Genomic DNA, 26,770 nt, shown 5'->3' on the forward strand with positions numbered 1-26,770 from the left:
GCGCCGGAGATAAGCTCTGCCCACCAGCAGGCAACCTACAACGTCAAGGAGCGGTCCGAGGTGACTCCGCACGCGGTCGTCGTCGGCGCGGGACCGGTCGGAGCGCTCTGCGCGCTGCTGCTCGCCGCGCGAGGTGTTGCGGTGACGCTGGTGGAACAGGGCGGTACGTGGACGACGAAATCGCACGCGTCGACCTTTCACCCCGCGACGCTGGACCTGCTCAGCGCGACCGGGATCGACCTGGTCGCCGACCCCGACGCGGTCCGGGTGAGCGCCGTGCAGTGGCGCGACAGCCGGGGGAAGGTGACGGCCGAGATCGACTACCGCCTCCTCGAGGGGCTGACCGCCCATCCCTTCCGGATTCATCTCGATCAGCAAGCCCTGCTGGACCGGTGTGCCGCGCTGATCGCCGCGCAGCCGCTGATCACCCTCGAGTTCGGTGCGACCGTGGTGGGCCTCGACGCGCGTCGGCCCGCCGTGACGGTCACGGTCACCGACGGGTCGCGCCGCGACCTCGCCGCGGACATCGTCATCGGGTGTGACGGTGCGAACTCGGCCGTGCGGGCCATCTCCGGCATCGGCTTCCCCGCGGCCGACTATCCGACCGGCGCCGTCCGGGCGTTCGTCTCAACCGATCTCGCCGTCCTGACTGATGCGGCGGATTCAGGCCCGGCGCTGTCGGGACTGTGCTACTTCCGCGGTGCAGACGACGGCGTCAGCGTGCTGCGGATGAGTACCCACACCCGGCTGATCGTGCGGACGGCCGCTGAGAGCGACGACGTCGCGCGGTTGCGTGAGGCGCTGGGCCACGCCACCCCCTTCGCTCTGGAGGATCTCGACGTCGACCGGATCGACAGTTACCGGCTTCGGCGCGGGGTGGCGGACACCTATCTGTCCGACACCGGACCGGTGCTGATCCTCGGCGACGCGGCGCACGTCACCTCGACTGCGGGCGGGCTGAACATGAATGCCGGCATCCACGACGCGTTCGCCGTGATGCCGGTCGTGGCAGACTGGCTGCACGGCCGGGCAGAGAGGCATTCCGTTGCGAGGATCGCGGGCGTGAGGCGCCGCCACCTGCTCGATGATGTGATCCCGCGCAGCGAGAGACGGGTCCGCGGATTGCAGGACGCCGATCCCGGCGCGCTGCGCCGGCACCTCGACGACATCGCCATACTCGCCGCCGACCCCGCCGCGGCGCGCCAGTTCCTCATCGAGGCGTCGCTTCTGGACGCACCGCTGATCGCGACGGGTTCCCCGTGAGAATCTGGCTGCAGAAGCACGTCGTCGAAGGCCGTATGCCTGCCCTGGACCAGTGGTACCGGGCCCATATCGCCGCCGTCGTCGACCCCGGCACTGAGGTCGCCATTCATTCCCTGCCCCGGCGCACCTACGACACCGACATCCCCAACGACTACGTAGGTTTTGGTGCGCTGGCGGTGCACTTCAACCACTACTTCGCCCAGACCGCGGTCCGAGCTGAGCGTGACGGATTCGACGCCTGGGTGGTCGCCGCCGGTCAGGATCCCGGCCTGGCTGCTGCGCGCACGCTGGCGACGATTCCCACCCTCGGATACGGAAGCGTGACATTCCATCACTGCGCCAGGGAGGAGATGCGTTTCGGCATCATCGGATTCGAGCCGGCACTGCGCGAACCGATTGCCGACAACGTCCGCCGCTACCGCGCCGACCATCTTGCGACCGGCCATGCCGTGATTCCCGGCGGGAAGGCGGCGGTGTCCGCGGCGATCGCCGGGGAACCGGAAGCCTTCGTCAGCGACTTCACCGCCGCCGCCGAACGGGCCGCCACCGAGGGCGCCCAGGTGATCATCCCGGCCGAGGGCTTACCGACGGAAATACTGTGGCACTACGGGATTCATTCCCTCAGTGGGCTGCCGGTGCTTGATCCGCTGGGTCTGCTGTTGAAAGCCGCCGAAACTGAGGTCCGCCTTCGTGCGCGGGGGTGCACGGGGCGGCCGACGACCGGATTCCACTACGCGCGGCCTTCCGACGCTCTGGTCGAGCACATCGAATCGGTGTTCGCGACCAACGAGATCGAGGGCACCCTATGACCGCGGGACGGCATCGTCCGCGACGACTGCGCAGGACCGCGGCCCTGCGCCGACTCACCGCCGAGGTGACGTCGTCGCCTTCCGGTCTGGTCCAGCCGATCTTCGTACACGAGGGTATCGAGCGGCCGCGGGAGATCCCCTCGATGCCAGGCCAGTACCACCACTCGGTGGGCTCGGTGGGGGCTGCGGTGGCCGAGGCGGCCGATGCCGGCGTCGGTGGCGTCATGCTGTTCGGCGTCCCGTCGTCCAAGGACGAGATGGGCTCCCAGGCGTGGGATCCGGATGGCATCATGCAGCGCGCACTGCGAGCGGTTCGCGACGAAGTCGGCGACACCACGGTCGTGATCGGCGATGTCAATCTCGACGAGTACACGACACACGGCCACAGCGGCGTCCTGGCACCCGACGGCGACGTGGACAACGATCGCAGTATCGCCAGCTTCGCCGACGTCGCCGTGGCCCAGGCGGATGCCGGGGCGCAGATGGTCGCCCCCAGCGGCATGATGGACGGCCAGGTGGCCGCGATCCGTGACGCCCTCGACGCTGCCGGCCACGCCTCGGTGGGAATCATGGCCTACGCGGCGAAGTTCGCCTCCAGTTTCTACGGACCGTTTCGTGACGCCGTCGAATCCTCGCTCATCGGCAACCGTCGCACCTATCAACAGTTCCCGGGTAACAGGCGCGAGGCGCTGCGTGAGGTGCTGCTCGATGTCGAACAAGGCGCGGACATCGTCATGGTCAAGCCCGCGCTGCCCTACCTCGATGTGATCGCCGACGTCAGCGCGGTCACTGATCTGCCGGTGGCTGCCTATCAGGTGTCCGGTGAGTACGTGATGGTTGAGGCGGCAGCCGCCCAGGGCGGACTCGACCGAGCGGCGGCAATCCGGGAATGTCTGCTGTCGATCCGCCGGGCCGGCGCAACGGTGATCATCACCTACTGGGCGACCGAGGCCGCGGGTTCGCTGCTGGACGGCCTCGAGTTCTGAGTCCGGCCCAACGGGTAAATAGATGACCACTCGGTCAGGTACGGTGAGACCGTGAGCACCGGCATCTACGCGCAGACTCTCGGCACCGGACCGTCGCTGGTTTTGCTGCATGCCAACGGTGGTGACCACCGCGACTTCGCGGCGATCGCGCCGCGCCTGGCAGAGTCCGGCTGGCGGGTCAGCGCGCTGGACTGGCCGGGCCACGGCCGAAGCCCGCGATCGGGTCCGGAGACCGCGGTCGGATTCGGTGACCGACTCATCGATGTGCTCGAAGAGCTCGGCGGCCGCCACGTGCTGCTGGGGAACTCGGTGGGCGGCTTCGCCGCGCTGCGCGCCGCCGCGCACGCCCCCGACCTGGTGTCCGGTCTGGTGCTCGTCTCGCCGGGGGGTTTCACGCCGCACTGGCCCGGCATGGCACTCGCCTGCCGCGTGATCGGTTCGGCCGCTGTCGCGCCCCGGGCCTACCGCGGGCTTCCCCGGTGGTACCTGCGCGAGCGCAATCCCGCTGTCACCGCGGCGATCACGCGCGCCGAGGAGGCCTCCCGGTCGGCCGAGCGGGTGGCGGTGTTCGCCAGCGTCTGGCGCAGCTTCGCCGATCCCGAACACGACACCCGCCCGCTGGCCGCGGGGGTGTGCTGCCCGGTGCTGCTGGCGTGGGGAACCCGGGATCCGATCCTGCCCTGGCGCATCGACGGCCGACGGGCCCGGGCGGCGCTGACCGACGCCGAGGTCGTCACCTTCGACGGCGCCGGGCATCAGCCGTTCCTCGAGCGGCCCGACGAATTCCTCGATCGCACCGGGTCGTTCCTGGCGCGGCTGCGCGTCGCGAACTCGGCGTGACCACGACGACGTCCGGGATCGGCTCACCGCCCCGCCGCCGCGGGCCGGGCAGCCGGGCTGACGCCGACCACCCGACCCGGCGTGAACTTCTGGACGCGGCGGTGGAACTCGCCGAGCACGACGGCCTCACCGGCCTGTCGGTCGCGCGGATCACCGCCGCCGCCGGGCACGCCAAGGGCACCTTCTATATCCACTTTCCCGATCGGGCCGCATTCCTGGTGGCGCTGCACCGACGTTTTCACAACACCCTCTTCGCTCAGATCCTCGCCGAAACCTCCGGTGACCCTCCCGGCCCCGCCCGGGCAGCCCAGCGCCTGCTGGCCTTCCTCGACGGCTGCCGCGCCCTGCCGGGTGTTCGCGCGCTGCTGGTCGAGGCCCGCACCGAACCGGCGGTGGCCGCCGAGGCCACTCGGCGCAACCATCAGGCGGCGACGGTCCTGTCCGCCGACCTGGGTGGGTGCTGCGCACACCCGCGGGAAACCGCACGCCTTCTCGTCCTGGCCGCCGCCGACGTCGCCGCCCGCGAGTCGGATCGCCGACGGCAGCTGCGGTCGGCCCGCCGCGCGCTGCTGGCGCTCATCCCGGCGTCAGACGCGGATGACCTCAACCCCGGCCACACCGTCTAGCGGATCGAAACCGTCGTCGCGCGTCACGACCGGCAGTTCGCGGGCGGCCGCGACGGCGGCGATCCACTGGTCGTGGACGCGCACGCGCCGGCCGGCCTCGGCCAGGTGTAGGTGCAACCGCGCCCACACCCGTGCCGCGTCCTCGTCCACCGGGAGAACCACCATGTCGGCGATCGCGTCGAGCGTGGCCAGGCGCCGGGCGCGAACATCGGCCGAGCCCGCCGCGAGAACGCCGAGGTTGAGTTCGGCCAACGTGACGACAGTCGTCGCGACCTGGTCGGGGATCCGCGCGCCGTCAAGGGGGCGGCCGCCCTCGTCGGCGACGAACACCGAGGTGGCGAGCACGCCCTGCGGGGCCGGAGCAGTCATCGGGCGTCCCCGGCCGGCGTCGCCAGGTCCTGGCGCAGGCCCGGATCCGCCTCGGCCCGCCGCAGCCGGAGCAGGAGTTCGTCGCGACTCAGCCACCTGCGCCGGGAGGGCTGCAGCGGGACCAGCCGCGCGACCGGCTTGCCCTTGACCGTGACGGTGATGTCTTCACCGGCCCCGACTCGCCGCAGCAGCCCGGCGGTGTCATTGCGCAGATCGCGGGACGCCACCTCGGTCATGCTACGAGCGTAGCGCAAACGTAGAAGCCAGCCGTTGGACAAGCCCCAGCGGTTTCCGTAACCTAACCGTGACCTAAGGGGCGACCCCGGGCGCAAGACCGGCAGTTTGACGAAGAACACGGCGGACCCCACGCCGACGGCAGTCAAAGGACGCGACGTCTTGAATCCTCACCGTTCGGCCGACCGTTCGGCCGACCGTTTTTCGCGAACCGGAGCGATCGCTGTACTCGTGTCCGCACTCGCGGTCACGGTGTGCCGACCGGTCGCCTACGCCGAACCGGCGAACGACAGCGCGCCGAACCTCACCGAACTCTCCGCGCAGGCGCAGCAACTGACCGATTCGATGCGAGTGACCCAGCAGGACTTCGACACCAAGATGCGACTGCTGAGCGAGGCCGACCGCAAGCACGACGCCGATCTGGCCGCGCTGAACGCGGCGAAGGCCCACCTGGCCGGCTATCGCGGGGCCGTCGACCGTTTCGTCGCCGCGATCTACCGGGGTGGACGAACCGAAGGGCTCAACGCGCTGCTGACCGCGGGCTCGCCGAAGGTATTGATCGACAAGCTCGCGATGCAGCGCATGGTGGCCGACGAGATCTCCGGGCAGCTGGAGAACTTCCGCAGTGCGAGCCTGGAAGCCCAGACCGTTGAGTCTGTCTCGGCCGCATCCGCCGCCGCGGCCAAGGCGGCCGTCGACGAGGCGGTTGCCACGCGCGCCGAACTGCAGCGCCAGCAGTCCGAACTGCGCACGCAGATCCGCACGGTGCAGGCGCGCTACGCGATTCTGGCGCCCTCGGAGCGGACCGCGATGGCGGTGCCGCCTCCGGTCGCTGCGGCGTTGGGCCTCACCGCACCGGTGCCCACGGTCGGGATGGGCGGCCTGGTGCCCAACGCGAAGATGCTGGCCGCCTACATCATTTCCACTTATCCCGGCGTGCAGTCCATCGGCGGCGTGCGCGCCGATCCGCTTCCCGACCACCCCAGTGGTCGGGCCATCGACATCATGATCGGCTCTGATATGGCACTCGGCGATGCCATCAATGCCGACATACTGAACCAGGCCGCGAGATTCGGGGTGTCCTACACGATGTGGCGGGTCGCCAATCACTACAACCACGTGCACATCACGGTGAACTGAGCCCGACGGAGCCCTCCCCGCCGAGGAGACGGACCACGGTCTGGACACGCTCCTGCAGCGGGCCCTCGACCGCCAGCACCCGCAGGTTCGGGTGCGCCGCGAAGACGTCGGCGAGGATCTGCTGAGACGCGGCGCGGGCCTGCGAACCGTCGCGCTGCTCGTCGGGCTGCCACGGGAAGTCGGCCTGGCACCACACCACCGCGGTGCTGTGGGCCGCCCACTGCACCGCCAGCGGCAGCAGGGAGGCGTCCTGGTAGTACTGGATGCTGTAGACGGCGGTCATCAGCGGACCGCTGTCCGAGACCACCCAGGGCGACCCGGCGCGGCCGGCCTGGTGCAGCGCGGCCAGTTCGGCCTCGCGGTGTGCGGCCAGCACGGCCGCCTGTTCGTCCGGCCGGGGCACGCGTCCGCGCTGATCGACCCAGGAGCGCAGGAACTCCGGGACGACGACCGCCGGCAGTCGGGCCCCCAGAGCCGCGGCGAGCGTCGACTTGCCGGTGGACTCCCCGCCCACCACGCAGATAAGGCCGCCGCGCTGCGGTTCAGCCACGGGCCGCCGTCGGCGCGGGAAGCGGCTCGCCGGCGCGCGCCGACCAGGCCCGCCAGCCCGCGACGGCCATCACGATCAGGACCGCGTAGAACAGCGCGGTGAAGTACAGGCCCTGGCTGGCGTAGAGCACCGCGCCGACGGTGTTCACCGCGACCCACACCGGCCACGTCTCGATCTTCTGCCGCACCATCAGCAGCTGACCGGCCAGCGACCCCACCAACATGAAGGCGTCACCCCAAGTCGCCGCACCGCCGATGCTCTGCAGCAGCGGCGCGAGCAGCGCCCACAGGACCACGACGCCGACGGCTCCCCGCAGACGCAGCGCCGGGGTCAGCCGGCCGGGTGCCGCGACCCCTTCGGCACCCCAGGAGAACCAGCCCCAGACCGCGGCGACCATGAAGATCAGCTGCATGGCGGCGGAGGCGAACAGATGGAACTCCACGAACAGCCAGCCGTAGAGCAGGCTGGACAGGAAGTAGAACGGCCACGTCCAGCGGGTACCCCGGATCCCGAGGCCGATGGCGAGAAAGGCCAGGATCACCGACGCCAACTCGATGGCGGTGACGTCGTAGCCCCAGACGGTGAACAGCACGCGCATGATGGACGCTCCCTGCCCGGCATTACCCGGACGGTTGGGCGGTCGGCGACGCCGTATGTCGCCTTCTCAGACCGGTTGCCCCGGACTCCCGCGGTTTACTACTCCTGCGCTACCAGGCTAGCGCGTGACTCCAGACACCTCTAGACAAGGCTGACGGTGGCCGCCGCGATGTCGTAGACGCCTCCCACGATGGCGAACTGCCCGGACTGCTCGGCTGCGGCGAGCAGCGGACTGCCCCGCCGCACCGATTCCTTGACCGCCCTCACGTTGCGGATGATCGCGTCGTCGAGGTTCGTCGCGCCGGTGATGTTGGGCTTGATGTGGTCCACGATCGCCTGGATGTTGGTGCCGGGGGTGGCGTTGTCGTAGGCGGCTTTGACCGCGCCGCATCCTGAATGGCCGAGCACCATCAGCGCTTTGGCCTTCAGCACGGCGTGACCGAACTCGAGGCTGCCCAGGTTGGTCGCGGAATCGGCGATGTTGCCCGCGTCGCGGACCACGAAGATGTCGCCGACGAATTGATCGAAGAGGACCTCGGGCGCCAGCCGGCTGTCCGCGCAGCCGAGCACCATGGCGAAGGGCTCCTGGCCGGTCACGACCCTGGTCCACAGCTCGTCGATGTCTTCGACGCTGCGCAGCTGCGGGGTACGCGCGGCGAAGCGGGCATTGCCCTCCATCAACGTGTCGATCGCCTGCTGCGGGTTGGCGGGCTGCGGCGGTGCGGTGTCTTTGGTGTCTGCGGTGTCTTTGGTGTCTTTGGCATCCGTCGCGTCCCTGGCGCAGGCCGCCGCCAGCGCCACCGCCGGCAGCGCCGCCAGGGCGAAGCGGCGCGAACGGGGGAAGCCTCGGGGATGTGCGCGGGGATGTATGTCGTCGCTCATGGCGTCTCTTTCAGGTGTCGGTCTCACGCCGTTTCGCTGAGCATGCCATCCAGTGCGGCGGGGTCTCCGGCGAACGAAGCCGCTCGAATCGGGATATCCGAGTGGGCCGGGGCGAAACGACCGTCGCGCCACGTCTGGATCGGACGGGTCGAGCAGTCGACGACGATGCGTGCGCTCTTGCGCGACTCCAGGTGCACCGACTGAAAGCCCACGAGGTGATGCACGGGACGACCGGTGTCGGCGGTCAGCACGGCGTAGATCTGGACGACGTGGCGTCCGGGGCGGGATCCGGTGTTGGCCACCGTCACCGAAGCGCTGAACCGCTCCCCGCGCAGCGCCCCGACGTGAAGGCCTGTCAGCTCGAATGTCGTGTAGCCCAAACCGAACCCGAGCGGATAGGCGGCCGGGACCCCGTCGCGGTCGAGCTTGCGCTGACCCCACCACCGGTCGTAGGTGACCGTGGTGGCATCCCAGTCCACCTGCGGCAGGTCGGCTTTGCGGTGCGGCAACGCCAACGGCAGCCGTCCTGCCGGTTCGGCGTCGCCGAGCAGGACATCGGCGATCGCGTGACCGCCCTCCATGCCCGGATACCAGGCAAGCAGCACCGCGGCGACCTCGGTGTCCCACGGGTCGAGAACGATCGTCCCCCCGCCGATCACCACCACGACGGTGCGGGCGTTGACCTCTGCCACCGCCCGGATGAGTGCGACGTCCTCGGGGTGCAGTCCCAGGTCACGACGGTCACCGCCGAAGTTCTTGCGCTTGGCCACCCGCGCCGCCATGGTGACCAGGGCTTGCGCGATCGGCCGGAAGCGGGTGATTCCACCGAGCAGTTGCATCGTCGCGACGTCCACGCCGATCATCGACTCGCCCTCGTCCACCGACGACAACCCCACCACGACCACCGCGGCGTCCGCATCGCGCGCCGCCGCGACCGCCGCCGCCACATCGGATCCGGCGACGTGAACGAGCCTGTCGCCCAACCGCTCCCGCAGCCCGTCGAGGAGGGTGACCGACGCCGGGGGGCTGACCATCGACGAGCCCACATCACCCTGGTTGCGGCGGTCGGCGAGCGGGCCGAGGAGCGCGAGCCGGGCCAGCGCGGTCTCCGCGAAGGGCAGCGCGGGCGAACCATCACTCATCTGATTGCGCACCAGGACCGCGCCCCGGCGCGCCGCCTCACGCGCGAGGAGCCGGTGCTCGGCCGAGGCGACCACGTCGAGTGATGGCGTGGGACGGGCGCGCAGGGCCAGCCGGATCTGGGCGGCCAGCTGGCGGTGCGCGGCGCGCTGCACCTCGGCCTGTGTCAGCTGACCGTCGGCCAGCGCGGCGGGCAGGGTGGACGCGCGCTGCTGACGGAACGGCATCTCCAGATCCTGGCCGGCGGACACCGAGGAGACGGGGTCGCGAAGTCCCCAGATGAAGTCGGTCATCACGAAGCCGGCGAATCCCCACAACTCGCGCAGGATGTCGGTGAGCAGAGGGCGGTTCTGACCCGCCCAGGTTCCGTTGACCGAGTTGTAGGCGCTCATCACGCAGTCCGCCCCGGCCTCCACGACGGTGCGGAAGTGCGGCAGGTACACCTCGTGCAGCACGTCCTCGGCGACTCGGACGTCGACCCGAAACCGGGCCTCCTCCATCGAGTTGAGGGCGAAGTGCTTCACGCACGACAGCACCCACGGGTTGACTCCCGCGACCGCCGCCGCCCCCATCGCCCCCAGCAGCAGCGGGTCCTCGCCGTAGGCCTCCTGCGTCCGCCCCCAGCCGGGCGCGTAGGCGAGGTTGACGCAGATCCCGGCCCACAGGTTGGCGCCCTGCGCCCGGGCCTCCGCCCCGATGGCATCGGCGATCCGCCGCTCGAGGTCGGGGTCCCAGGTGGCGGCGCGGGCGATGGCCACCGGAAACGCGGTCGACGCCCCCAGCGCGACACCGCGCGGGCCGTCGGTGAACCGGATGCCGGGAATACCGAGCCGGTCGATGCGGCCCCCGCCGAACGGCACCTTGTTGTAGCGGTCGGACATCTCGACCACCCCGCGCCGGATCGTGAGGTCGCCGTCGAGCAGCCACAGCAGTTCATTCTCGGTCAACTGCGCGATCAGGTCCGCGACGGCGGCATCGAGATCCTGTCGGCCGCCGGCAACGGCCGACACGGCCGCCGCGAAGGCGGTGTCCGGCGGGCAGACCGGATCGGTGAGTCTCATCACCGCGCCGGGTCGTCCCAGCGAAAGCTGTTGACGTACTTGCCCAAATCCTCGGCGATCTGCAGGTTGGCACCCGAGGGCAGTCCCGGGCCGGAGTTGGGCGCGAAGGCCCGGTAGGGCCCGGTCGCGTAGGCGATCAGCGCGAGGTCGTTCTTGACCGCAGCCATCACCAGAATGCGCTGGCGGGTGTAGCTGGAGCTCGGGTTCTGCGGCCAGTCGTCGGCGATCACCCCGTAGCCGGGCTCGTACCCGACCATGGCGTTGGGAATCTCGTAGGCAACCTGTGCGTCGGGGAATCGTTTGGTCAGTGTCGCCCGCACGATGTCCCGCGCGGAACGGCCGCCGGCCGGCTGGGAGAACAGTTGCATGACGCCGGTGTCACCGCCGACGAACTTGGCGACCACCCCGTTGTCGTAGGTGGTGATCTCGTAGGCCGATCCCGGTGCGGGGTAGGCGACCGAGAATCCCGGGCCGGTGAAGCGCGGCAGCGCCGACACCGGCGCGCCGGCCGGCGGGCGACCGCACTCCGGGGGGCACATGTAGTGGGCGATCTTCGGTGTCAGTGCCAGCGCCACCGACGCCAGGGCGACCGCCAGGGCGGTCACCCCGGCACCCCACCGGCCGAACAGCCACCCGAAGCGAGGCCTGCGGATCGCGGGGGCGCGGTAGTCCCCGGCAGGCAAGGCGTAGCCGGGATAGTCCCGGTCGTCGTCCTGGGCTGACGGTGTCGCGGCGCCATCGTCGGCGGGCTGCGGCCGCACGTCGCGGCGCTGACTGCGCGAGGTGCGGGTGGATGCGCGGGTGGCGGCGCCGCAGGCCGGGCAGAACGCCATGTCGGGCACCACCATTTCGCAGTGGATGCACAGCAGCGGCTCGCTCTGGCGGAGCGGATCGTGGGCTTCGTGCAGCAACGCCAGCTGCAGCGCCAGTCGCAACGCGATCAGCGCCAGCACCGCTGCGCCCAGGTGGATGGCGAGCATGATCAGCTGGGGCAGCCCGACGATGTCGACGACCCCGACGCCGGTGTGGATGATCAGGACCGCCGCGGCCAGCACTCCGAGGACCAGCCGTACCTTGCGGTCATGATCGGAGGAGGGGTGAAACCACAGCAGCACACCGAGAATTCCACCCGCCGCGGCCGCCGTCACCGGGATCGTCACCCCGGTCATCACGATTTCCACGATCAAGCCTTCCAGCGGGCGTACATGCGCGAACAGCCCGGTGGTGAACTGCGGGGACAGCCGCACCAGGGTGGCCGCGGCGGTGAACACCAGCGCTCCCAGCGCGCCGATCGTGAAGCCGTCCAACGACTCTCGCGTCGTCGGACGGGTCAGGCGCACCAGCACCGCCGTGACGAGCATCAGCAGCATCCCGGCAGCCGGGATCGCGACACCCGTTCCGATCAGATGGTGCACGGCCAGCCCGACGCCGAGTGAGACGTTGTAGCTGCGCGCTACCATCCCGCCGGCCAAGAATGCCCATGCGGCGCCGAGTGCCGCACCGACGATCCCGGCCAGGATGAGTGATCCCTGCGCGATGTCGCGGTCCAGACTGGTCGCCCGCAGGTAGAGCACGAACAGCAGCGGCAGCCCGAGTGCGGACACCGCGATCCCGACGGCGGGAATCTTCAGCAGCACAGCCGCAGCGAGCACGATCGCCGCGACCAGCAGAGTCACCATGAACGGGGTACGCGAACGCTTGGGCAGGTGCGGGAAGACGGAGCTGGCGAAGTAGGGCAGCAGCACCGTCTCGGAGGGCGCGGCGCCGAAGGTGCCGGGGCGCAGCCACCGCAGCAGTCCTGTTCGGGGCGCCGTCGTCAGATCAGATCCGCAGGCCCCGCAGAAGTGGCCGTCCGGCACCTCGGACTGACAGCATTCGCACCATGTGCTCGGCACCGCCGCGGTCACGGCGATATCCGCTGGGTCACGGCGAGGACCTTCGCCAGATTGTCGACGTTGGGTGTGCCCAAGCCGGTGACGAGGTCAAAACCCGGTCCGGCGTTGTCAATTGCGTTGCCGCCCCGGACGATGTCCTGGAACGCGGGAAGCCGTGCGCCCCTCGCGACGCGGTACAGCAGCGGGTTGAGATTGCCCAGCAGCGTGCCGCCGCGCTGCATCAGATACTGGTTGATCACCGCGGCGATACCGGCCCACAGCGGCGCCGACAGCGACGTACCCCCGCCGACGACCACTTGCTGGTTGAACACGATCTTCACCCCGGTGAACGGGTCGGCGACCGCCGAGACGTCCGGCGCCAGCCGCTGGCCCTCTCCGCGTGCGACGCTGAGGTCGGCCTGCCACGTCGGGCGCTCGTAGAGCGCCGACACACCGCCGGCCGTGCCCTGCGACAGCGGGGCGTCGAACCAGGCTTGCTCGTCCTGCCAGCCGCCGGCTTCGTCGGTGGACAGCGTGGTCCCGCCGACGTTGGTCATCTCCGGGATCGAGGCCACCGCATCCAGACCGATGTTGCTGGTGCTCGGTGGCGCCGACCACTCGCTGCCGCCCTTGCATTCCAGGCCGGCCAGGTCTCCGCTGGCATCGAACGCGGAGGTGCCGCGCTTCTGCGCGGCGGCCAGGGCGGCGCGCACCGGAACCAGATCGGCCGCGGTGATCAACTGGTCGCACCCCCAGCCGATGGAGAAACTCCACACCGCGCCCGGGTAGCGGCGGTCGGCGTCCTCCATCATCGTGGCGATCTTCTCGTAGGAACCGTCGCCCTCGACGGTGGGTCGCGCGTTGACCAAGACCTTCTTGGCGTCCGGGGCGACGGCGTGGATGGCCTGCAGGTCCATGTTGGCCTCGCCGCGCCGCGCCGGCGGTTGGCCGCCCACCACGTCGGGGGTGAACCGGGGCAGGTTGAACGTGTCGGCGAAGGTGTCCAGGTCGGCCTGGTCGAAACCGTCGAACGCGAACACGATCGCGGTGACGCCCTTGCCGGTGAACCCGGCGTCGCGAAGCGGGGCGATGTTGTAGGCGCGCATCAACGTCTGCGGCGTCAGGCCCTGATCGGGGACCTCCAGGGGAAACTGCCACCGGTTGGCCTCGCGGTAGGGCGTGTAGCCCAGGATGCGGCCCAACCCCTCGACCTCGTCGCCCAATTCCGCGGGTATCCGCGGCTGCTGCGGGGAGGCGTAGAACACCTCGCCGCGCCGGCTGCGGTAGTCGCGGATGTCGACCTGCAGCGCGCCGGCCAGTGCCTGCGGTGAGCCCTCCAGGATCGCCCAGGAGTCACCCGCGCGCCAGCGCAGGTTCAGGCCGCGCTGGTGCGCCCAGGCGGTGAGTCGTTCGGGCCGGGAGGTGTCGTGCAGCGCGGCGGTCAGCTGGACGTCGGCCTCGCGGGCCGGACCCAGATCAGCCGAGTCGGCCAGCAGCTCCGCGTACGGCCCACCGATGCGCTGCGGTGACTGCGGCCGCGGCGGCTCGCCGGCGACGACCACGGCCGCGGCGCAGACGCCGGCCAGGGCGGCTGCCGGGACCCGCACGCGTTTGCCGACACTCACCGCGGTCTCCTCTCTGGGCCGGTTTCTGTTCCGACTGTAGAGGCCCGGTGTCATCGGCTCTTGGACCACGCGGAGAAGGAGGTGATCGGCCCTGCTCTGGGCCGCTCCAGCCACGGCCAGGGATGCAGCGCGACGACATCGAGTTTCGCGGCGCGTGACCGCCACCCGGGCACCGGGGCGAAGGTGGCCGCCAACCGCGTACCCCGCAACACCTCGATCGGGTCGCCCCGCCAGAGTTGGACCTCGCGGCGGGCTGCCAGGTCGGCCAATGACTGGGCGAGGAAGACCAACCGGTGGGCCGAGAGCCGCAAGCGGCGCAGCAGCGGCTCGTCGAACACGAACACCACCGGCAGGTCCGGATGCGCCGAGCACGCCGGGTCACGATCGCTGAGGCTTTCGGCGGTGAGCCAGACGGCAGCGGGCTCACCCGACATCCGAGGTGTCACCGGCCCGGCGGTGGTCTCGAGGTCGTCGTCGCGGCGCAGCCGCGGGTCGCTCACGGTCCGCGGATCCCGTTCCGCGGCAGGCCAGTCGGCGATGGGGCAGCGGCGCTCCAGCGGACACTGTGCGCACAGCCCGGGGGCGCGTTTCTCCACCTGCCAGCGGGAGAACCCGTAGGCCTTGCCGGTGAGCGCGCCCACCGTCCACTGCCAGCCGAGTCGGTTGGCCGCGCGCGACCCGTCGAGCAGGTTGCGGTACATCAGGTCTTCGCCGTCGCGCCAGCCGAGCCCTTCGCGCACGTTCCAGTGCGAGGCCAGCCACATCCGCGTCTGGTTGGTGAGCCAGCCGGTCGTCACCAGTTCGGTCCAGGCGAAATCCAGGCACCGCGCCTGCGTCGACCACGGATTGCCGGTGTCGGCGGCGTGTTCGGCGACCTCGAAGCGCAGCGAGGTCCGCGTCGCTGTGCCCAACCGCGCGTAGAGATGGCGTGCGTATTCCTGCCAGCGCAGTTCGTCGCGGAACTTCGTCACGTCCTCGGGTGGGCCGCCGGCCACGTGATCCCAGACCTCGCGCAGCGTGAGCAGCCCGTGCCGGATGTAGGGCGACAACCGCGAGGAGCCGCGTCGCTGGGGCGGCCAGACGGTGTTGCGCTTGCGGGCGTAGCCCCGCACGTCGTAGGACCGCAGGGCGCCGTCGGCCGCTTGCTGCCCACCGCACAGCGGCGCTGCCGCGCCGGCGGGGCTCGCCGGCGGAGTGACCAGATCACCGAGGTGACGCATCACCCAGCCGAGGTCCGCCTCGGCCAACGGCGGCGCGGTCAGACGCCGCGGTGCTGCGGGCGGGGTGTCGTCCACGGCACTAGTGTCCGCTCGAGGTCCGGCGGTGCGCACGCCACGCCCGATATCCGCGGTGCGCCGCGAAGGCCCCGATGATCGCGGTCACACACCAGACGCCGATCGCCACGTAGGCCAGCGGCGAGGTGAGGTCTGAGATCGACGCGCCCAGCGCGGTGTAGACGAACGCCCGCGGCGCCGAGCCGATGAAGGCGCCCAGTGCCATCTGCCACAGCGGCACGCCGAACGCGCCGAAGGTGTAGGACGCCAGGGCGTCGGAGATCCCGGGGATGAACCGTTGACCGACCACCGCCCACAACCCGTGCCGGCGGATCTGGGAGTCGATGCGCTCCGCCAATTCCGCACCGATCAGGGATCGGGCGCTGTCGCGTCCGGCACGTCTGCCCACCAGGGCCGCGATCACCGCGGTCGTCGCCGTCGAGGTCAGGGTGACGACGAGGCCCAGGGCCGGCCCGAAGAGCAGACCACTGCCGGCTGCCAGGAGCGGACCGGGAACGAAGATCGCGGCCAGTAGGGCGGACACCGCGATGTAGGCCAGCGGAGCGAGCGGACCGCTTCGGGCGATGGCGCTGCGCACCGCCTCGATGTCGATGACCCGCTGCACGGCGACCAGATAGAACACGACCAGCAGCACCGCGACGAACAGAGCCAGCCGCAGCGCGTGCCTGCGCTGGCTGCCCGCCGGTGAAACCCCGCTGGTGGTCAAGTAAAGCGGATGTCCATGGTCGCCAGACCGAAGATCTTGCGGCCGTCGGACTTCGCGGCGACCAGGACCACACCGGTGCGGGTCTCGGGATCCAGCGACTTGATCCGTCCGCTGAACTCGATGTCCGCACCCTCGGCGGCCGACACGACCGTGGGCGCGGACAGCCGCACGGCGTAACGGGTGACCGCACCCGGGTCACCCGACCACGCCGAGACGAATCCGGCGCCCAGCCCCATGGTGAGCATGCCGTGCGCGATCACGTCGGGCAGCCCGGCCAGCTTCGCGAGGTCTTCGTCCCAGTGGATCGGGTTGGCGTCGCCGGCCACCCCCGCGTAGTTGACCAGATCACCGCGGGACAGCCGGGTGTGATGCACCGGCAGTTCGTCGCCGACCCTCACGTCGTCGAATGACGGAGTTCCCAGCGTCCGTTCGCTGTCCTCGGCGATCCGGACCTCACCCGCGGGTCGCGCGGTCTTCTGGTAGGCGGCGTCGGATCCGTCGATGCTCATGATGTCGACGTCGTGCATCATCGCCTTCTGCACGGCCGCCTTGACGCCGGGGTTGATGTCCTCAGCGGTGACGCCGACGACGGTGGTGTGCAGGGTGTGCACCCGTTCACCGGCCGAATCGGTGAAGGTGTTGGTCACCGTGATCAGATCGCGGCCCGCGATGCGGCGCACCGAGGTCAGTTCGACGTCGATGTGGAGTTCGTCGCCCGCCACGATCGGCCGGTGCTGCTCGAAGACCTCCTCGGTCTGCACGTAGGTGTCGTATCCGACGACCACCGACTCGAACATGCGGCGGTTGCAGGACATCCCCGGGGTGGAGGTGAAGGTGATCGGCGCGATCAGACCCGCGTAACCCAGTTCCGCGGCGGCGGCGACGTCCCAGTGCGCGGGGTGATAATCCTGTACGGCGCGGGCGTACTCACGCACCTTCTCGCGGCCGACGAGGTAGGTGCCGTCCATTTGGTAGTAATGGCCGACCCGGGGCTCGAGCGCCGGCGCTTCGGGTGCTGCGGTCATGTGTTCGCCCAACTCCTCGGGTCGGCTTGTTCGGCGCCGTGATCGCCGAAACCGACCACATCACCCTAATGCCCGCACTCGCTGACGCCGGTGCGCATAATGGCGTAGCTGGTACCGCACGCGTCGTCGGTGCCTCTGGCGGAAAAGTGGGGGTCGTGTGATCCGGTCCGGTTCTGGCGCGGTCCCGGTTTCCGCAGGGCCACTGGCCGCGTTGGCGATCGCACTGGGTGTCGGTGCGGCGCTGGCATCCGCGTCAGCGGTGGCCCACGCCGACACCGCCGAGTCCGCCGGGACGGGCTCGGTGAGCGCACCGAACTCCGAGGCCGCGCGACCCGCGCGCTCGGCGGTGCGCCACGACCTCCGCGGTCCGCGCGCGACGGGGCCCGGACGGTCGGCACCCGCGGTCCGCGGCGCGGCCAGGGCGGTGGCGCCGACGGCGCCGGCCCAGACCGCGGCGGGGGGGAGATCGATCCTGTCCGTCCTGATCGGGGACGGCACCGCCCAGCAGCCCGACGGCGGCATCTTCGGCGGCAACGGTTTCAGCTACGACGCCGACACCTGCCCGGGTGACACCGCCTGCAACGGCGGCACCGGCGGCCTGCTGTGGGGTAGCGGCGGGAACGGCTGGAACGGCGGTACCGGCGGATCAGCCGGCTGGTTCGGACGCGGGGGCGCGGGGGGTCCGGGAGTCATCGGCGCCCGGGGCGGCAACGGCGGCACCGGCGGACTGTTCGGGGGCGACGGCGGCCAGGGCGGCGCGGGCGGACCCGCCGCAACCGCGGGCGGTGTGGGAGGCGGGGGCGGTGACGGCGGCAACGCCGGACCGCTGTCGCTGTTCGGTGCGGGCGGCGACGGCGGCAGCGGCGGCCCCGGCAGTGACGGCGGGGACGGGGGTAACGGAAGCTACCTCTTCGGCGTCGGAGGCGACGGCGGTGCCACCGGGACCGGAGGGGTGGCCGGCAGCGCCGGCAAGGCCAGGCTCCTGCTGGTGTTCAACCGCGACGGGGTCGACGGTCTGGACGACTCGCTGGTCTACTTCCTCGGCGACACGTCCCAAACCGCGCACACCCCGGCCGGCTACGGCGTGATCGGCGAATTCAGTCCCGGTGATCGCGCCACGCTCACCGCGGGAGGCCGGATCATCGGCCAGTCGGTGGCGCTGCAGAACAACGACGGCACCGACGGGTACAGCCTCTGGTCGCTGATCGACGACCTCTTCGCATCGTCGGCGCCGGTGCCCGACAGCGACAAAACGACACTCGCGCAGACGATCCTTTCCCGAGTGATGCTCTACCCGGGTGAGTTCCCCACTCCCGCCGAGGGCACGCCGACCGCCGCGGGCGGCTACGTCTTCTGGGGGCAGGATTTCGAGTTCACGCCGGGTAAGACCTCGACCGACGGGGCCTACGCGGGCGTCTTGGCCGTCATGTGGGCGGGCAAACAGATTCTCGGTGACGCGGTGAAAATCTACCCGGTTCCGGCCAGCAGCATCTTCAAAACACTCGGCAGCGACACCCAGGGGGCCTACAACTCCGCTCACATCATCAGCGGCGACGGGACGACGCCCTACCTGACCTCGCTGGGTCTGACGGGCCTGCCGGTGAACCCGTCAACCGATTCCGGCGGTGAGTGGAACTTCCTGTCGCTGGCCTACGCCAACAACCTCATCGACGGATTCATCGGCCAGCAATACAACTCGTCGTCCACCGGGACCGTCACCGACGACACCAGGCCGTTCTACTCGGCCGCCCTGCCCTACTCCCTGATGTCGGCCTACGCCAATCCCGCGCAGGTGGCGACGGGCGGTCCGTGGAACTCCGACTACTACGGCAACATTCCCTTCCACGCCGGCGTCTACTGGGACGACGCCGCGGTGATTCCGTCCTGGGGCCAGCCCCCGTCCACCAACCAAAGACTGAAGCCGACACCCAAGCCGCTGCCGACCACGTAATCACGGTGTCGGTTCACGGTGCTCATCGGCTCGCGTCGCTGGTCGCCCGGCGGGCGTCCCGAAGGCCGATGCCGGCCAGGATCACCAACGCCGCCAGGGGCGCGATGATGGTGATGCTCAGCGCCGCGGCCCCGGGCACGCCCTCGCCGCGGACGTGGGCGAGCACACCGATCAGCGGCTGGAAGACCACACCGCCGATGCCCATGATCAGCATGTTGGTCATCCCCATCGCCACCCCGGAGAGTTCCGGCGGCGCCTTGTCCTTGGTCATGGTGAACGTCAGGGCGTAGAACGAGTTGAACACTCCCAGAGCGAACATGGCCGCCGCCAGGGCGAGCTGCCCGTGCAGGACGAACAGGATCAGTCCCATCGAGGCGGCCGTTCCCACGGCGCCGAGTGCCAGCAGCAGCGCGGGCCTGCCCCACCGCGCACACAGCCAGGCCGATCCGAGCATCCCGGGCAAACACCCCCAGAAGTAGAACGACGCGCACACCGAGGCCGCGGACAGGCTCAGCTGGTGATAGGCCTGGAAGTAGGAGACGCCCCAGAGCATCCCGAAGGCCACCCCCGTGCAGGCGACCAGCCCGCCGGCGGTGGCACGCGCGAGGATCGGTGGTGACATCAGCAGTCGCCCGATCGCGGAGGCGTTGGGCCAGTCCTCGCCGGTGCCCGCGCCGGGGCTGCTGCGGTTCCTGACGAACAGCACGATCAGCAGCAGCAGAAACACGGAGAACACCCCGCAGGTGAGCATGCCCGTTCGCCACCCGGCGCGTTCGACGATGAATCCTAGGGTCTCCTGGCCGACCGCCGCTCCCGACATCCCGGCCATCTCGGTCAGCGCGGCCAGCAGCGGGAACAGGCGAGCGGGAAACCACTGCGCGGCCAGGGTCATCGTGCACACCACCATCGGTGCGGCACCCAGGCCCATCAGGATGCGGGTCACCTCGGCGAACTCCGCGGTCCGCGACACGGCGAAGAGGAAGGAGGCGGCGGTGCACAGGGTTGCCCCGGTGATGAGCACGGCGCGCACCCCGAAGCGCGCGACCAGGATTCCGGCGGGCACCTGCAGCAGGATGTAGGGGTAGTAGAAGCTCGACGACAGCCCGCCGAACCCCGCGTCGTTGAGCGAGAGGTCGACGACCAGTCCCTCCCGCATCACGCTGGGGAAGGTCTGCAGCACCATCTGGAAGAAGACGAACATCGCGGCGGTGCCGAACACGACCCTGCTGCGCCACGACAGTTGGTCGGTCACGCGGGGCTCCTACGGTCGGGAAAGTTGGCGCTGAGCGCGCCGCGGCACTATTTTCTCAGGCGTGATCTTCTCCGGTATCGCCCCTGTCGCCGCGCTGGCCCATCGGATCGTGGTGGCCCTGGTGGCCGGGGCCGTCCTGGCCGGACTGATGCCGGCGGGCCCCGCCGGTCCCGTGCGCCTGCTCGCCGACGCCAACCCGCTGGCCGGACGGCCCTTCTACGTCGATCCGATCTCGGCGGCCATGCGCGCGGCGAACAGTGCCGACCCGCCCAGCGCGGAGCTGACCGCGATCGCCAACACGCCGCAGGCCTACTGGCTCGACCATGCCTTCCCGCCGGCCACGGCCGCCAGCACGGTCTCCCGGTACGCCGGTGCGGCGCAGGCCGCCGGCGCCACGCCGATCCTGGCGCTCTACGCGATTCCGCACCGCGACTGCGGCAGCTTCGCGGCGGGCGGGTTCAGCACGGCCGAGGGCTATCGCGGCTGGATCGACGCGGTCGCCTCCGGTCTGGGGTCGATGCCGGCGGCGATCATCCTCGAACCCGACGCGCTGGCCATGGCCGACTGCCTGTCGGCCGACCAGCGCCAGGAACGGTACGACTTGCTCAGCTACGCCGTCGACACGCTGACCCGCAACCCGGCCGCCGCGGTGTACGTCGACGGCGGGCATTCGCGGTGGGTCCCCGCCGGCGAGATGGCCAACCGTCTCAATGCGGTCGGTGTGAGCAGGGCGAGGGGTTTCAGTCTCAACATCACGAACTACTACTCCACCGACGAGCAGATCGGCTACGGCGAGGCGATCTCCGCGCTCACCAACGGATCGCACTACGTGATCGACACCTCGCGCAACGGCGCCGGTCCGCTGCCTGACGCCCCGCTGAGCTGGTGCAACCCCGGCGGTCGCGCGCTGGGGGTCGCGCCGACCACCGACACCGCGGGAGCGCACGCCGACGCCTACGTGTGGGTCAAACGGGTCGGTGAATCCGACGGCTCCTGCGACCGGGGCGACCCCCCGGCCGGGCGCTTCGTCGCCCAGTTCGCGATCGATCTCGCCCGCAACGCCGGGCGGTAGCAACCCAACAGCTTCTCCCGCTGCCGCCGGTGCCGTAGTTTTCAGGCCAGGCGATCTCGGGAGAGGAGCGCGATGAGAGCGTCCTGTTGCGTCGGGCGGGAAAAAGCAGCGGCCCAACGGCGTTCCGCGGCGCGGTCCGCGCCGGCGGCCGCCGCACCCGCTGCCGGCCGGGTCGCCTCGCCGGCGTCTGACCCCGCGCGCAGGACCGCGACCGCGTCGCGACCGGACCCCGAACTCGGGGCCTACGACGCCTCGACGGCCAGCCGCGGCTTCGTCGTGCACGACGCGAACTCCTGGGCGGTGTACTACGGGGTGGCCGACGCCGATCAGGCCGCCCAGATCGTCCAGACCATGGCCGACACCCTGACCACCGACTACGGTCTGCGGGCCGCCGAGGCCGGGGTTCCCCGGTATCCGCAGATCGTGTCCCCGTTCATCAGCAGCTTCTCGCTGCCCGCCAACTACCTGGCGGGCCGGCCCGATCTGGCCACCCAGCAGATGCTGGCGACCTGGGGCTACATGGTCGACACCGATGCCGGCAGCACCACCTGGGAGCGGATCAACCTGCCCGGCGGCAACCTGGCGGGAACCATTCCCTACCTGTTCGGCGACTCGGCGTCGCACGCGTGGAGCACCGGGGCCACCTCGTCGCTGTCGGACTACGTCCTGGGTATCACGCCGACGTCGGTCGCCTACCGCACCTGGCAGGTCAAGCCGTTCCCGGTCGGGCTGACCTTCGCCCAGGGCCGGGTGCCCACCACCGCCGGGGCCATCGCCTCGCGCTGGGAGTTGGGCGAGGACGCCTTCCGGATCACCGTCGAGGCCCCGGACGGCACCTCGGGAACCGTCGCGGTGCCGACGCTGGGCTCCAGTCGGGTGATCTTCCGCGACGGCGTCGAGGTGTGGGACGGCACCGCGGGCGTCGGCGGCATCGACGCGGTGGCAACGGCCGACGGGTACGTCGCGTTCCGCAATGTCACCGGCACCCACACCTGGGCCTGGTCCTCGCCGTGAGGTGCTGACGTGAGCGTGACCCGGCGCGCGGTGCTCACCGGCGGAGTGGTGCTCGCCGGCAGCGCCGTGCTGGCCGTCACGCCGCGGGCCTCGGCGACCGGCCTGCGGCTCATCGACTTCGCCGAACGGCTGGTGGCGCCCGAGCAGATCCGGGCGGCCGGTTTCGACGGGGCGCTGGTCTACGTCTCGCAGTTACGCCCGGGGGCGACGTTCGACTTCAAGCCGGTCACCCGGCAGTTCGCCGACGGAATGCGGGCGCTGGGTCTGCACGTCGTCAGCTGCTATCAGTACGGCAAACCCGGCTGGCCCACCCCGTCGGACTTCACCCGCGGGTACGACGGGGGAGTGGCGGACGCCCAGACGGCGTTGAGCCTGCACGGCGCGGCCGGCGGCCCGGACTCGGCGCCGATCTTCTTCAGCGTCGACGAGCCCATCGACGCCGCGACCTGGGAGCGCACCGCGTCGCAGTGGTTCCGGGGGATCAACTCGGTCCTCGGTGTCGAGCGCACCGGGATCTACGGCGGTGTCCGGGAGTGCGGCTGGGCCATCGCCGACGACGTCGTCGGGCACTCGACGACGCCGGGTTACCGCTGGGCCTGGCAGACCAAGGCGTGGTCGAACGGAAAGCGGGAACCCGCGGCGGTGCTCTTCCAGACCGAGGTGGTCACCGCGACCGATCCCGGTGTGCTCATCGACGGGGTCCACGTCGACGTCGATGACGTGTTGGCACCCGACTTCGGTCAGTGGGATCGGGGCGATCTCGGGAATCCGGCTGGCTGAAGAGCCGCCCGGATCGGCATTTCGCTGCGCCGATCAGAGGCCGCGCGCGGTTACGATGGCCGGGCTCTGCATCGATCCGATCCGAGGTGCCGGTGAAACTCAGGACAGTCGCGATCATGGCCGCCCGGCTCGCGCTGGTGTTCCTCAGTCCGGTGATGGCAGCGACCGCGACAGCCGAACCGACGACTCCCCCGGCTGGCCAACCGTCGCAGTGGATCGTTGTCGGAGTGCCCGCGGCGGACGCGACGACCGGATCGCTCATCGCCTTTCAGCGGTTCGGGCAGCAGTGGAAACCGGTGTTGGGGCCGACGCCGGCCGAGGTGGGCGAACTCGGCGTGGGCGAACCGGCCGACGGGGTGTACCGAACCCCCGAAGGCACGTTCACCTTCGACCAGGCCTTCGGCCGGCAACCCAACCCGGGAACGAAGATGCCCTACTTCCAGGCCACCGACCAGGACTGGTGGGATGAGGACGCCTCGTCACCGACCTACAACACCCATGTCCGCAGTCCCCAAGCCCCGTCGGACATCGTGGAGAACCTCTATGACTCTGGACCGGTGTACGACTACGCGGTGAACATCACGGTCAATCCGCAACGCATCCCCGGCCGGGTGTCGGGAATCTTCCTGCACGTCACCGACGGTGACCCCACCTGGGGTTGTGTGGCGATCGGTCGCGACGAGATGCGGTCGGTGCTGACCTGGCTCGACCCCGCCGCCTCTCCACGCATCACCATCGGTGTCGGTGACCCGGCCTTGATCCCGGCCGGATCCTGACCCCCGGGGTCAGCCGGTGGGCTCGCCGTTCAGCGTCCGGTGAAGCGCGGTGGGCGTTTCTCGTTGAAGGCGCTGACCCCTTCGCGACGGTCGTCGGTGTCGATCAGCCGGTTGTAGGCCTCGACTTCGAACCGCAGGGCCGTGCACAGGTCGGTCTGCATGCCGTGGCGAATGGATTTCTTGACCTGGCGGACCGCCAGCGGCGCGTTGCCGGCGATCCTGCTCGCCGTTGCCACAGCCTCGGTGAGAACCTCGCCCGGCGGGAACACCGCGTTCAGCACGCCCCAGCTCAGTGCCTGGTCGGCGTCGAACGGCAGCCCGGTGAGGATGATCTCCTTGGCGCGCCGTTCGCCGACCGCTCGCGGCAGGTTCTGCGTCCCGCCGGTGCCGGGCATGATGCCGAGGGTGACCTCGGTCAGCGCGAAGCGCGCATCACGGGACCCGTAGGCGAAATCACACGCGAGCACCATCTCCAGCCCGCCCGCGTAGGCGTGGCCGTTGACCGCGGCGATCACCGGGATCGGCAGATCGGTGAGCGCGTCGCTGGCGCGCTCGAAGATCTCGTGCTGCCGGTGCCAGGACTGCGCGCTCATCCCGTGGCGCTCCTTGAGGTCCGCACCGGCGCAGAAGATCCGCTCGCCCGCACCGGTCAGCACGACGCAGCGGATGTCGCCGGCCTCCTCGCCCAGCAGGGTCCACAACCGGTGCAGTTCCGTTCCCATCTCGGTGTTCATCGCGTTGCCCACCGCGGGGCGATCGAGAGTGACCTGCAGGACGTGCTCGGCCGGGGCGGCGCACAGCAGGGTCGAAAACCGCGACGAGACCGCCGGGTGATCGGCTGCGGCCATCAGCCGGCGTGCAGCGGTTCGCTCACGAAGACCGACGTGCCGACGACCTGTTCGAAGCCGTACCGCAGGCTGCGGATCAATTCGTCGCGGTCACCGACCGCCGCGTCGTCGGAACTGACCCCCACGCTGGCCGTTCCGTTGTAGGTCAGCATCGTGACGTTGATCGCCGCGCCGATCGTGCCGACCAGCGGGTACATCCGCAACACCTGCGCCCCGGCCAGCCACACCGGCGCGGGTACGCCCGGAACGTTGGAGGCGGTCAGATCCGAGGTCTGGGCCGCCGCCGACACCAGTTCCGGGGGCAGGAAGCGGCTGAGTTCGGCGAGGTAGTCGGCCAGTTTGAGGGCCGGCTCGGCGCGCCAGCTGCGCACGGTGCGCGCGGCGGCTTCCAGCACGTCGTCGATCGCGTTGCTGACCGGGATCTCGAATCGCGCGATGGTCACCGCGTTGCCCTGGTCCGCCGAGGTCCGCAGCGAGATCGGCATGTTCATCCGCAGTTCGTCGACCGGGCGGCCCATCTGTTCGTGGAACCGGTGCATGCCGACGCTGATCCCGGCGAGGAACAGATCGTTGACGGTGCGGTCGCGCTTCTTCGCGGCGGCCCGGAACGCCTCGAAGTCCATGTCGATCGTGTCGAAGTGATAGTTGATGCTGCGGGCCTGCATGATCGGCGACAGCGGACCCAACGGCAGCGGCACCTTGGTGAAGCGCAACACCGATTCGGCGGTGTCCCGGAAGCGGTTGAGGAATCCCACCGGGTTCTTGATGGTCGCCAGGGCCAGCGGTCCGATGCCCTTGACGGCGTCCTCGGCGGTCTTGGCGACCCACCCGACGTTGTTGCGGATGACCGCCTGCACGAACCCCTTCGTGTCCAGCACGGCCGGCTCCGGCGCCGGCGGCATCGGCCCCAGATCGGTTCCCTCCGGGGTGAAGTCGAGCAGAGCCAGACCCAACTGGACCGCGCCCTGTCCATCGGCGATGGCGTGGTGCAACTTCAGGATCATGGCCGCCCTCCCCTCGGGCAGACCCTCCAGCAGGGTCACCCGCCACAGCGGCCGGTCCTTGTCGAAGTCCGACATGCTCTGCCGCCGGGCGTCGTCGAGCACGTCTGTCCACGTCGAATCCTTGGGCATGGAAAAGCGGCGCATGTGATAGGAGAGATCGAAGTTCGGATCGACGACGATGCGCGGCGTCTCCAGACCCGTTGGCCCCTCCTTGATCACCGAGCGCAGCACCGGGGCGAGTCGGGTCGCGCGTTCGTAGCGCTCGCACATCCGCTCCCAGTCCGGACTCTTCTCGAGCAGCAGCAGACCGATGATCGTCGAACGCATCACCGGGTCGTCGGTCGCCATCCGCCACGTCGCGAAGTCCCAGCCGGAGAGCCGTTTGGCCTCGGTGACCGCATCCCTGCCCCGCAGGGTTTTAGCCCGCGCGGGCGTCTTGGCGGCGGGCTTCTTCGCCGGCGCTTTCTTCGCTGAGGGTGCGGATTTCTTCTTCGGGCTCTCAGCCATCGGGCCTCCTTGCCATCTGCCTGCCGCTACCTGCTCGGTCCCACGCTAACCCCCGGCAGGCGGTTCAGTCACGATCAGCCATCAGGCTTGGCGCCGCGCAGGGCGAAGGCTCCGGGCCCGGTAAACGCGAGGAGCAGGAACGCGAAGCAGTACAGCACGGCAAGCTCGCCGCCGTTCTCGATCGGCAGCAGCGCCTTGGGCTGATGCTCGGTGAAGTAGGCGAAGGCCATCGTGCCCGACCCGATCACCGCCGCCACGCGGGTGAACAGCCCGAGGGCGATCAGCAGGCCCACCGCAAGTTCGATCACCCCGGCCCACCAGTATGGCCAGGTTCCCACCGGAACGGCGCCGCCTTTCGTCGCCGGCCAACCGAACAGCTTCGCGGTCCCGTGCAGCGCGAACAGGAATCCGATGATGATGCGGAAGAGGGCGAGCGCGGCCGGTGCGTAACGGTCCACGCGCTGGTCAGAGCTGGGCGTCATGCGCCGACTATAGACCGGTCAGGCCGGTGCGGACGGGTCTGACATCAAGCTGATACCCAGGT

The 26,770-nt window shown here is 70.2% G+C and carries 26 protein-coding genes; 11 read left to right on the forward strand and 15 right to left on the reverse strand.

Going from position 1 to position 26,770, the window contains the following annotated elements; translation table 11 throughout:
• Positions 1–60 precede the first annotated feature (60 nt).
• Genes ACKOB8_RS04965 through ACKOB8_RS04985 form a run of 5 tightly spaced genes read left to right on the forward strand, consistent with a single transcriptional unit; the run spans position 61 to position 4,524 of the window.
• A complete protein-coding gene (locus ACKOB8_RS04965; RefSeq protein ID WP_526376107.1) occupies positions 61–1,263 on the forward strand; it encodes an FAD-dependent oxidoreductase in 1,203 nt (400 codons plus the stop codon).
• Complete coding sequence (locus tag ACKOB8_RS04970; protein ID WP_526376108.1) at positions 1,260–2,072, forward strand: aspartate/glutamate racemase family protein; 813 nt, start codon at positions 1,260–1,262, stop codon at positions 2,070–2,072. Before ACKOB8_RS04965 ends, ACKOB8_RS04970 begins: the two co-directional genes overlap by 4 nt.
• The gene (gene hemB / locus ACKOB8_RS04975) at positions 2,069–3,058 is read left to right on the forward strand and encodes a porphobilinogen synthase (RefSeq protein ID WP_526376109.1); all 990 of its coding nucleotides are present in this window, start codon (positions 2,069–2,071) and stop codon (positions 3,056–3,058) included. The genes ACKOB8_RS04970 and hemB overlap by 4 nt, the downstream gene beginning before the upstream one ends.
• A 51-nt stretch (positions 3,059–3,109) precedes the next feature.
• A complete protein-coding gene (locus ACKOB8_RS04980; protein ID WP_526376110.1) occupies positions 3,110–3,898 on the forward strand; it encodes an alpha/beta fold hydrolase in 789 nt (262 codons plus the stop codon).
• Positions 3,895–4,524, forward strand: coding sequence for a TetR/AcrR family transcriptional regulator (locus tag ACKOB8_RS04985; protein ID WP_526376111.1), 630 nt, complete (start codon positions 3,895–3,897; stop codon positions 4,522–4,524). Before ACKOB8_RS04980 ends, ACKOB8_RS04985 begins: the two co-directional genes overlap by 4 nt.
• Here the strand turns inward: ACKOB8_RS04985 and ACKOB8_RS04990 are convergent.
• On the reverse strand, positions 4,486–4,893 hold the full coding sequence (locus ACKOB8_RS04990; protein WP_526376112.1) for a PIN domain-containing protein: 408 nt from the start codon (positions 4,891–4,893) through the stop codon (positions 4,486–4,488). The two genes, ACKOB8_RS04985 and ACKOB8_RS04990, sit on opposite strands and share 39 nt — an antisense overlap.
• A complete protein-coding gene (locus tag ACKOB8_RS04995) occupies positions 4,890–5,129 on the reverse strand; it encodes a type II toxin-antitoxin system Phd/YefM family antitoxin (protein WP_526376113.1) in 240 nt (79 codons plus the stop codon). The genes ACKOB8_RS04990 and ACKOB8_RS04995 overlap by 4 nt, the downstream gene beginning before the upstream one ends.
• A 229-nt stretch (positions 5,130–5,358) precedes the next feature.
• On the opposite strand from ACKOB8_RS04995, the gene ACKOB8_RS05000 reads away from it, so the two are divergent.
• Positions 5,359–6,267: a VldE C-terminal domain-containing protein gene (locus ACKOB8_RS05000; protein WP_526376114.1), complete on the forward strand. Its 909-nt coding sequence runs from the start codon at positions 5,359–5,361 to the stop codon at positions 6,265–6,267.
• Here ACKOB8_RS05000 and ACKOB8_RS05005 read toward each other — a convergent pair.
• From ACKOB8_RS05005 to ACKOB8_RS05045, 9 genes are all read right to left on the reverse strand, one after another.
• A complete protein-coding gene (locus ACKOB8_RS05005) occupies positions 6,254–6,817 on the reverse strand; it encodes an ATP/GTP-binding protein (RefSeq protein ID WP_526376115.1) in 564 nt (187 codons plus the stop codon). The two genes, ACKOB8_RS05000 and ACKOB8_RS05005, sit on opposite strands and share 14 nt — an antisense overlap.
• Entirely contained in the window at positions 6,810–7,415 is a 606-nt protein-coding gene (gene pnuC / locus ACKOB8_RS05010; protein ID WP_526376116.1) for a nicotinamide riboside transporter PnuC, read from the reverse strand. The genes ACKOB8_RS05005 and pnuC overlap by 8 nt, the downstream gene beginning before the upstream one ends.
• Positions 7,416–7,555: 140 nt before the next feature.
• Complete coding sequence (locus tag ACKOB8_RS05015; protein WP_526376117.1) at positions 7,556–8,296, reverse strand: carbonic anhydrase; 741 nt, start codon at positions 8,294–8,296, stop codon at positions 7,556–7,558.
• 23 nt (positions 8,297–8,319) lie between these two features.
• Positions 8,320–10,497 (reverse strand): glycoside hydrolase family 3 protein, encoded by a 2,178-nt coding sequence (locus ACKOB8_RS05020; RefSeq protein WP_526376118.1) that lies wholly within the window; start codon positions 10,495–10,497, stop codon positions 8,320–8,322.
• Positions 10,497–12,404, reverse strand: a complete 1,908-nt coding sequence (locus ACKOB8_RS05025; RefSeq protein ID WP_526376119.1) for a zinc ribbon domain-containing protein — start codon at positions 12,402–12,404, stop codon at positions 10,497–10,499. Before ACKOB8_RS05025 ends, ACKOB8_RS05020 begins: the two co-directional genes overlap by 1 nt.
• Positions 12,401–13,996 (reverse strand): S53 family peptidase, encoded by a 1,596-nt coding sequence (locus ACKOB8_RS05030; protein ID WP_526376120.1) that lies wholly within the window; start codon positions 13,994–13,996, stop codon positions 12,401–12,403. The genes ACKOB8_RS05025 and ACKOB8_RS05030 overlap by 4 nt, the downstream gene beginning before the upstream one ends.
• 50 nt (positions 13,997–14,046) lie before the next feature.
• Positions 14,047–15,291: an FAD-binding domain-containing protein gene (locus ACKOB8_RS05035; RefSeq protein WP_526376121.1), complete on the reverse strand. Its 1,245-nt coding sequence runs from the start codon at positions 15,289–15,291 to the stop codon at positions 14,047–14,049.
• Positions 15,292–15,295: 4 nt separating this feature from the next.
• Positions 15,296–15,997 carry a TVP38/TMEM64 family protein gene (locus ACKOB8_RS05040; RefSeq protein WP_526376122.1) on the reverse strand — a complete coding sequence of 234 codons (702 nt, stop codon included), beginning with the start codon at positions 15,995–15,997 and terminating at the stop codon, positions 15,296–15,298.
• A complete protein-coding gene (locus ACKOB8_RS05045) occupies positions 15,994–17,022 on the reverse strand; it encodes a fused (3R)-hydroxyacyl-ACP dehydratase subunits HadA/HadB (protein ID WP_526376123.1) in 1,029 nt (342 codons plus the stop codon). Before ACKOB8_RS05045 ends, ACKOB8_RS05040 begins: the two co-directional genes overlap by 4 nt.
• Before the next feature lie 211 nt (positions 17,023–17,233).
• Between ACKOB8_RS05045 and ACKOB8_RS05050 the strand changes: the two genes are divergently transcribed.
• Positions 17,234–18,973: a hypothetical protein gene (locus ACKOB8_RS05050; protein WP_526376124.1), complete on the forward strand. Its 1,740-nt coding sequence runs from the start codon at positions 17,234–17,236 to the stop codon at positions 18,971–18,973.
• A gap of 22 nt (positions 18,974–18,995) precedes the next feature.
• Here the strand turns inward: ACKOB8_RS05050 and ACKOB8_RS05055 are convergent, their stop codons facing one another.
• On the reverse strand, positions 18,996–20,225 hold the full coding sequence (locus ACKOB8_RS05055) for an MFS transporter (RefSeq protein WP_526376125.1): 1,230 nt from the start codon (positions 20,223–20,225) through the stop codon (positions 18,996–18,998).
• Positions 20,226–20,319: 94 nt separating this feature from the next.
• Between ACKOB8_RS05055 and ACKOB8_RS05060 the strand changes: the two genes are divergently transcribed.
• From ACKOB8_RS05060 to ACKOB8_RS05075, 4 genes are all read left to right on the forward strand, one after another.
• Complete coding sequence (locus ACKOB8_RS05060) at positions 20,320–21,297, forward strand: glycoside hydrolase family 6 protein (protein ID WP_526376155.1); 978 nt, start codon at positions 20,320–20,322, stop codon at positions 21,295–21,297.
• A gap of 72 nt (positions 21,298–21,369) precedes the next feature.
• Positions 21,370–22,311, forward strand: coding sequence for an alpha-L-rhamnosidase C-terminal domain-containing protein (locus ACKOB8_RS05065; RefSeq protein ID WP_526376126.1), 942 nt, complete (start codon positions 21,370–21,372; stop codon positions 22,309–22,311).
• Between the two features lie 30 nt (positions 22,312–22,341).
• Positions 22,342–23,091 (forward strand): glycoside hydrolase domain-containing protein, encoded by a 750-nt coding sequence (locus tag ACKOB8_RS05070; RefSeq protein WP_526376156.1) that lies wholly within the window; start codon positions 22,342–22,344, stop codon positions 23,089–23,091.
• A 116-nt stretch (positions 23,092–23,207) separates the two neighbouring features.
• Entirely contained in the window at positions 23,208–23,867 is a 660-nt protein-coding gene (locus tag ACKOB8_RS05075) for a L,D-transpeptidase family protein (RefSeq protein WP_526376127.1), read from the forward strand.
• Positions 23,868–23,896: 29 nt separating this feature from the next.
• Here the strand turns inward: ACKOB8_RS05075 and ACKOB8_RS05080 are convergent, their stop codons facing one another.
• The 3 genes from ACKOB8_RS05080 to ACKOB8_RS05090 all read right to left on the reverse strand — a co-directional run bounded on the left by ACKOB8_RS05080 (position 23,897) and on the right by ACKOB8_RS05090 (position 26,708).
• Positions 23,897–24,715: an enoyl-CoA hydratase/isomerase family protein gene (locus tag ACKOB8_RS05080; protein ID WP_526376128.1), complete on the reverse strand. Its 819-nt coding sequence runs from the start codon at positions 24,713–24,715 to the stop codon at positions 23,897–23,899.
• Positions 24,715–26,226 (reverse strand): wax ester/triacylglycerol synthase domain-containing protein, encoded by a 1,512-nt coding sequence (locus tag ACKOB8_RS05085; RefSeq protein ID WP_526376129.1) that lies wholly within the window; start codon positions 26,224–26,226, stop codon positions 24,715–24,717. Before ACKOB8_RS05085 ends, ACKOB8_RS05080 begins: the two co-directional genes overlap by 1 nt.
• A 74-nt stretch (positions 26,227–26,300) precedes the next feature.
• Positions 26,301–26,708, reverse strand: coding sequence for a DoxX family protein (locus ACKOB8_RS05090; protein WP_526376130.1), 408 nt, complete (start codon positions 26,706–26,708; stop codon positions 26,301–26,303).
• Between the last annotated feature and the right edge of the window lie 62 nt (positions 26,709–26,770).

It is taken from the genome of Mycobacterium sp. (genome assembly GCF_046091765.1).
In the GTDB taxonomy this organism is placed as follows: domain Bacteria; phylum Actinomycetota; class Actinomycetes; order Mycobacteriales; family Mycobacteriaceae; genus Mycobacterium.